5 protein-coding genes are annotated in these 6710 nt (G+C 58.0%); 3 read left to right on the forward strand and 2 right to left on the reverse strand.

The window, feature by feature from the left end; translation table 11 throughout:
- A partial coding sequence (locus AC628_RS40875; protein WP_074132467.1) for an alpha/beta hydrolase occupies positions 1 to 873 on the forward strand: 873 nt, incomplete at its 5' end.
- 351 nt (positions 874 to 1224) lie between these two features.
- Here the strand turns inward: AC628_RS40875 and AC628_RS40880 are convergent.
- Together AC628_RS40880 and AC628_RS40885 are read right to left on the reverse strand one after the other, a co-directional pair.
- Entirely contained in the window at positions 1225 to 2442 is a 1218-nt protein-coding gene (locus AC628_RS40880; RefSeq protein ID WP_074132468.1) for an ABC transporter substrate-binding protein, read from the reverse strand.
- 280 nt (positions 2443 to 2722) lie between these two features.
- Positions 2723 to 2947 carry a hypothetical protein gene (locus AC628_RS40885; protein ID WP_074132470.1) on the reverse strand — a complete coding sequence of 75 codons (225 nt, stop codon included), beginning with the start codon at positions 2945 to 2947 and terminating at the stop codon, positions 2723 to 2725.
- A gap of 1202 nt (positions 2948 to 4149) precedes the next feature.
- Between AC628_RS40885 and AC628_RS40890 the strand changes: the two genes are divergently transcribed.
- Together AC628_RS40890 and AC628_RS40895 are read left to right on the forward strand one after the other, a co-directional pair.
- A complete protein-coding gene (locus AC628_RS40890) occupies positions 4150 to 5202 on the forward strand; it encodes a dsDNA nuclease domain-containing protein (RefSeq protein WP_074132472.1) in 1053 nt (350 codons plus the stop codon).
- A gap of 41 nt (positions 5203 to 5243) precedes the next feature.
- A partial coding sequence (locus AC628_RS40895; protein WP_074132473.1) for a hypothetical protein occupies positions 5244 to 6710 on the forward strand: 1467 nt, incomplete at its 3' end.

The following is a 6710-nucleotide window of genomic DNA, read 5'->3' on the forward strand; positions in this document are numbered from 1 at the left end:
GATTCGCTCCGCGCGCTGGCCGAGGCGCGCAAGGCGGTGCCGCCGCCGCCGGTCGATGTTGTCAGCGACATCGAGGTGCAGGGCGCCGGCGGCAAGCTCGCCGCGCGGCTCTATCGCAACGGCCGCGGCACGGCGCCGACCGTGATCTTCTTCCACGGCGGCGGCTGGGTCGCCGGCGATATCGAGACCCATGATCGCCAGGCGCGCAACCTCGTGATCGAGACCGGCGCTGTGGTGATCTCGGTCGATTACCGCCGGCCGCCGGAGACGCGTTTTCCCGGCGCGTTCGAGGATGCGTTCGCCGCGGTCCGCGATGTGGTCGCGCGCATCGGCGAATTCGGCGGCGATCTCTCGCGCGTCGGCGTCGCCGGCGATTCCGCGGGCGGCAATCTTGCCGCGACCTCAGCTCTCGCCTGCCGCGACGCCGGCATCGCGCTTGCCGGGCAGCTGCTCGTCTATCCCGTCACCGACGTGGTCGGCAATTTCGCCGATGCCGCCGAGAACGCCAAATTCCCGTCGCGCGCCGAGAACGCCGAGGGCTACTTCCTGTCGCGCGCGGTGATGGAATGGTTCTGCGGGCACTATCTCGCGAACCCCGCGCAGGGTGCCGATTGGCGCGTCTCGCCGCTGCGCGCGACGAGCCTCAAGGGTGCCGCGCCGGCGGTCGTCACGACAGCCTGGTTCGACCCGCTGCGCGACGAGGGCCATGCCTACGCCAAGGCGTTGCAGGCGGCCGGTGTGCCGGTGACGTATCACGCGGGCGAGGGCTTGATTCACGGCTATTTCGGCCTCGGCGATGCGTCGGATGCCGCACGCGCCGAGGCGCAGCGCGCGCGGGCTGACTTCAAGGTGTTGTTGGAGAAGGGGGTGTAACTCCTCCCTCACCTCCTCTGGACTCGCGGCGCGTTGCCAAAATATCGAAAACAACCCCATGCAAAGGGCCGGCGGGGCAGGCGTCCGACCAGGCGACTTGACACGTCGGGCAACTCACAGGTATATTTCTAATATTCCGAAATCGAGTTGAGGGAGAGCCCCGTCGTCCCGGCCAAGCGAAGCGCGAGCCGGGACCCATAACCACAGGGCGCAGTTGTGGTGTGCGGCTGTGGCCCCAGCTCGCGCTATCCCTACGTCCTGGGGTAATGGGTCCCGGCCTTCGCCGGGACGACGATGTGGATGGTTTCGCGTTCTAAAACTTCCTCCTCAACAAGTCCCCCTCTCTCCCCCTCAATCATTCCCGATCGTGTCGCCGAACAGCTGCCAGGTCTCGCCGTTGAACTTCTGCAGCCGCATTGCCTCGACCGGGAAATAGTCGGTCGGGGAGGTCTTCACCTTGATGCCGGGCAGGAACATCGGCAGCGCGATGTCGAGGTTGGCGGCCTGCTTCATGATGTTCTCATGGGTGAGGTCGTCGCCGCATTGCTTGAGCACCTGCACCGTCGCCTCCGCCACCACATAGCCGTAGACGATCAGCTGGTCCTGCAGATTGCCGTCCGGAAAATAGCTCTTCATGAAGTCCTGCCAGGCGATCACGTCCGGATCCGTCTTCCATTGCGGATCGTTCGGATCCTTCAGCGAGTAGGACGAGATGATGTCCTTGGAGTATTCGAAGCCGGCCGGCTTCAGCACCGAGGACACCGACGTCGAGGTCGCCGCGAGGAAGAACAGGTCCGGCTTCCAGCCGATCTCGCCGATCTTCTTGATCGCCTGCGCCGCCTGTTTCGGGATCGCGTGCATGAACAGCACGTTGGCGCCGGAGGCTTTCAGCTTCACGATCTGGCTGTCGACGGTCGGGTCGGTCGATTCATAGGTCGTCTCCGCCACCACCATCTTCGCGGTGTTCTCTGCGCCCAAGCCCTTCTTGAAGCCATTGCCGTAATCCTTGCCGGCATCGTCGTTCTGGTAGAACAGCGCGATCTTCGCGTCGGGCTTCTGGGTCAGCACATATTTGGCATAGACCGCGGTCTCGGCCTGGTACGACGGCTGGAAGCCGATCGACCACGGATAATGCTGATAGTCGCCCCACAGCGTGGCGCCGGCGCCGACGAACAGCTGCGGCACTTTCTTGTCGTTGAGATATTTGCGCACGGCAAGGCCGGTCGGCGTGCCCAGCGGATTGAGGATCGCGGCGACCTCTTCCTGCTCCACCAGCTTGCGGGTCTGCTCCACCGTCTTCGGCGGCGAGTAGCCGTCGTCGAGCGTGATCAGATTGATCTTGCGCCCGTTCACGCCGCCCTTGTCGTTGATCATCCTGAAGTAGGCGGCCTGCGTCTTCGCGATCACGCTGTAGGCCGACGCCGCGCCCGAGAATGGCGAGGTCTGTCCGAGCTTGATCTCGGTGTCGCTGGCGCCGGCGCCATATTTCTTCTCGGCGGCGTGCACCTGCGTCGCGAGCGCAAGCGCTGCGGTGAGGGTGACGGCTTTCCAACTGGCCTTCGATGTCATCGTGAGCCTCCCTGTGCGTTTTTTGTTGTTCGCGCGGGCGAGCTTACGCAGGTCGGGGGGAGGCAGGCTTGCGGCGAGACGCCGGGGCAGGGATGCGAAAATGCGGCGGGGTGCAACTAGGGGCGGGATGTAACTACCAGCGTCGTCCCGGCGAAGGCCGGGACCCATTGCCCCAGTTGTCTATTTGGTGCGACGCTGGGGCGACATTCCGCGCAACGGCAAAATTTAGTGGTTATGGGTCCCGGCTTTCGCCGGGACGACGATGAGGAGATAGCGTGCCTTAACGCACGCGCACGCTGCCGGTGGTGACCGGATCGGTCGGCAGCACGGTGGCGCCGGCGCGGTTGGCGGCGGCGGAGGTGATCATGCCGGGCTCGCCCTTCAGCACATTGCGGGGCGGGTTGAATTCGAGGATGACGAGGGCGGCGGTCGCCAGCACCGCCACGGCGGCGGTTGCGAGCGCAGGCACCAGTCTTCCGCGCGTATCGGCTGCGCGAACTTGCATTGATCAATTCCTTTATCGGGATCGTTCTTTGGACGTGACATAAGAACGGCCAGGCTTCTTCCCAAGAGTGCGGCGCACATGCCTCACAATCAGTTGTACCGGCCGTGATGTCCCTCACGGTATTCGAGCCGCGCGGCTTAGCCGCGTCGAATCGCAATCGTGTCGGACGGCTTGTTTGCACACCATGAGTTGGATGAGATCGTGGCGTTTTGCATGCGCCTCATGCGCTCGTGATGATGCGGAGTGATGTTGTGATTAACGGGCACGCGAGGAGCCCGATTTTCCTTTATTTATAGGGTTTCTTTGTTAGTCGAGGCACGCGCGTTAAGCGTTTCTTCACGCACCAACAGTGGATCAGCAGAGATTCGCGCCATGGCGAGCGATGACACCGCTGTCATTGGCGGTAGATGTCAGTGGACTCAGTGCAGCCTTCGCGGACGCCGTCATTGCGAGGAGCGCAGCGACGAAGTAATCCATCTCCCCTCATGCGACATGGTGGATGATTTTACTTCGCGCGCAATTGCGCAAAGAAGAATCCACTTCGCCATCGCGCCGCGCACGCGTCGTGCGGATCGATTCACCTGTCAGACAGCATGAGAGCACGCACCCGTGGGTCCCGAGCAACAAAAAGCTCGGGAGGTAGGACCTCAGGCCCGGCCGACAATCCCGGCGTCCCCCGCGCCGATGGTTTACGGCTCATACGTGCTCTCCCCGGTGAGACTGGGCCTGCTTGTCACCGCCCTCGCAAGACGCTTGCGCGAGGACACCTGTCACTAGGGGCCAGGACAACACTTTCACCGGCGCGCTCGTCTCGCGCGCCCATCGCCTCTGCCGCATCCCGCGCCCAACGTCCGTGACGATCGCGGCACGGCCCTTTCAGAGGAGGCGGGACGCGGTATTTTGTTCGCTCAGCTATTCGGAATAGCTTCTTAGGTCGCTAGATGGGGTGTGTTGCGTTGAAATTGCTGATGAAATTAGAATTGTCGCGCATGGCGAGCTAGCCCGCCACCTCCGCGCTGAGCCGCTGGCTCAGGCCAAGTGGCTCCCGCTTCGGCAAGGTCAATGATCTCCACAAAGGGAGCCATCTCCCCGTAGTGCGAGTGCAGAAGCGCAGCACTCCGAGCTGAGGATATCGCCAAAAGGAGAGGTAGCATTTAATCGATTAGGTTGTAAAAAGCCTCTTTCATAACCTGAGGCTTAGAATGGCGAAGAGCTTGTTCGATGAACTCATCGAAAAACCACAACGCGAGACTGCGGGCTCTGACTCATCCTCTCGCTTTGACTATCAAAGAAGTTGGGCTTTCTGCGAGATGCTCCGCAGACATATGCAAAGTGCCGATTATCTTGTGGCATTCGAGTTTCATGACGACACAGTTTTCTTATCGCCGAGCGACGTTCCGACAAACGTCGAATTTTTTCAGGTAAAGACGACCAAGTCTGCAAAACCACGCAAGCTTTCTGATCTTACGGCCAGGCGGAAGGAAGCAAATTCTATTCTCGGGAAGATGTTTCAGAACTTCGATGGGATGTGTTCAAGCCACACAATCAGAGTGATCCTGGTTTCAAATGTTGCGTTTGAGTTTGCTGACTCAAGTGTTTCGGCAAAGGACATTTCGCCCGCCTTCCGTGACAAGATCAAAGAGAGGCTGACGTCCGAGATACCGAAATTCTCTGAGGCGAACATCGATAATCTTCACTTCCTCGTCACAGGCGTGTCAATTGAGTCGATGAACAGCTATCTCCATGGTGAAGCAATGGAACTATTCAAGACAGAGTTTGGTGAGGACCACGGCTTGAATGTTCATAGCTGGGTCAGGTTGGTGCAGAGCGAGATCGTTCGCAAGAACAACTACGACTCGGACAAAGTGAAAACCGTCGGCGATTTAGTTTCAAAGAAGTGCATTGGGAAGCAAGCAATCGACGAAAGCCTCGCATTGATATCTTCGCAGCCGAAAACGTTACCAAACATGGCTCTTGTCTTTGGTGAGTTGAAGGAGGCTGGATGGAGTTCGCAAGAACTTATGAGATTGGACAAACGAATGCCTCAGGCCGCAGCCGACTACTCGGACGCCACGAATCGAGAAGTCGCGAGGATCGTGCTGAGCCTCGAGTCTCTTTGCCAAAATGGTGAAATCCCGCTTGCGACGTTCGTGAGCGAAGCGGAATTGTCGATACTTCCTACGCTGCCGGCGCCATACAACGATCGTGCGTACTTAGCGGCTCTGACCGTGATGGTTTATCATGAAGAAATCTAGGTTTCGTCAACTCATCCGAAATCTGCGCAAGGGCCGCGTTAATGAAAAGGCTGGTCTTCAAAGAAGTGTTGATCCTCTCAAAGGCCGAAAAGGCAGCGAGAGCGGAGACGTTCAGTCCAACGACAAACCTACTGACCGGAGAGAATGACGTCGGTAAGTCGACTCTCATAAAGAGCTTGTATCATACGCTCGGCGCAGATGTTCCCGGCCTCCAGAACAATCTCTGGAAGAGAGCGAGGCCCATATACGCCTTGCGCTTTTCAATAGAAGGTACTGAGTACACGCTTCTCCGCGATGAGAAATACTTTGGCGTCTTCGATGAGGGTGGGCACCTCGTCGGAAGATTCGTCGGGATATCGGGTGAAAGGGGAATAGCCTCGTTTTTGAATCCTCTGTTGAATTTCCGTATCGAATTGGAGCGATCAGAGGACGGAAAGCTAGGGCCTGCTGGGCCGGCGTTTTACTTTTTGCCATTTTATGTCGACCAAGACGAGGGTTGGGCTAAAAGCTGGGCCTCGTTTAACGGCTTGCAGCAATTCAGCGCATACCGAAAGAATATGCTCGAGTACCACCTCGGGGTTAGGCCTCAATCATATTATGACGCTAAGAAGCGACTTGTAGAATTGGCAGACGAAAAGGCGCGATTGGAGGCGGAGCGGACTACTCTCTGTACAGTTCGCGAGACTTATCAAAGGAGAAAGGCGGCGCGCCAAGTCGATATTGATCCCGCGGTCTTTAGGAGAGAAGCGGAAGAGCTCGTCGATGCATACAATATGGTTTACGCACGACAGCAGGAAGTGGCGCAAGAACTTAAGGATGTTAGAAACGAGAGGCACGGACTGGAGAATGAAATTGTAGTTCTTCGGCGAGCCGTTCGGGAGTTGGACGCTGACTACGAACTCGCAGAAGATCCGCATACGCCTGATCCTGTTGCTTGCCCTACATGTGGAACTGAGATCGCTAATTCCATTGTTGAGCGTTTCGGCATACTCGACGACATCGACTATTGCTATGGCCTGATCGATCAGCGGCGGAAGAAATTAGTTGACGTCCGCGAAAAGGAAGAAGCGGCCGATTTGAGATATGGTCAAGTGACCGCTGAGCTATCGCCGATCGAAGAGCTGCTAAAGCGACAGCGTAGCAAAGTGACCTTTGCAGAATTCGTCGCTGCGGAAGGTATGAAGGAGATTGTGAGCTCTCTTTCCGACGACATAAATGACCTCGCCGCTAAGGAGCAGGAAGTTCGTGGTCGCATCGATGATTTGGACGGCGACATCAAAATTGATGCCGGGCGTAGAAAAGAGATCAACGAATTCTATCAGGCTCGCATGAAGGAGTTCTTGGCGATCCTAAGCGTCAATGTTCTCTCGGAAGCTGATTATAAGAGCTATGACAGGCAAATAAAGACAAACGCGCTAGGGAGTGATTTGCCGCGATCATTGCTAGCTCAGCAATTTGCCTTCCTTAAAACCATGGCCAATTTTAATCCGTCGATCGTTTGTCCCCTC

The sequence above is a fragment of the Bradyrhizobium sp. NAS96.2 genome, from assembly GCF_001908235.1.
Taxonomy (GTDB): domain Bacteria; phylum Pseudomonadota; class Alphaproteobacteria; order Rhizobiales; family Xanthobacteraceae; genus Bradyrhizobium.

What these genes read in the sequence shown, in the direction of transcription:
- AC628_RS40880 (WP_074132468.1), bottom strand. Translation starts at nt 2,442, where the DNA reads ATGACATCGAAGGCCAGTTGGAAAGCCGTCACCCTCACCGCAGCGCTT.
- AC628_RS40885 (WP_074132470.1), bottom strand. Translation starts at nt 2,947, where the DNA reads ATGCAAGTTCGCGCAGCCGATACGCGCGGAAGACTGGTGCCTGCGCTC.
- AC628_RS40890 (WP_074132472.1), top strand. Translation starts at nt 4,150, where the DNA reads ATGGCGAAGAGCTTGTTCGATGAACTCATCGAAAAACCACAACGCGAG.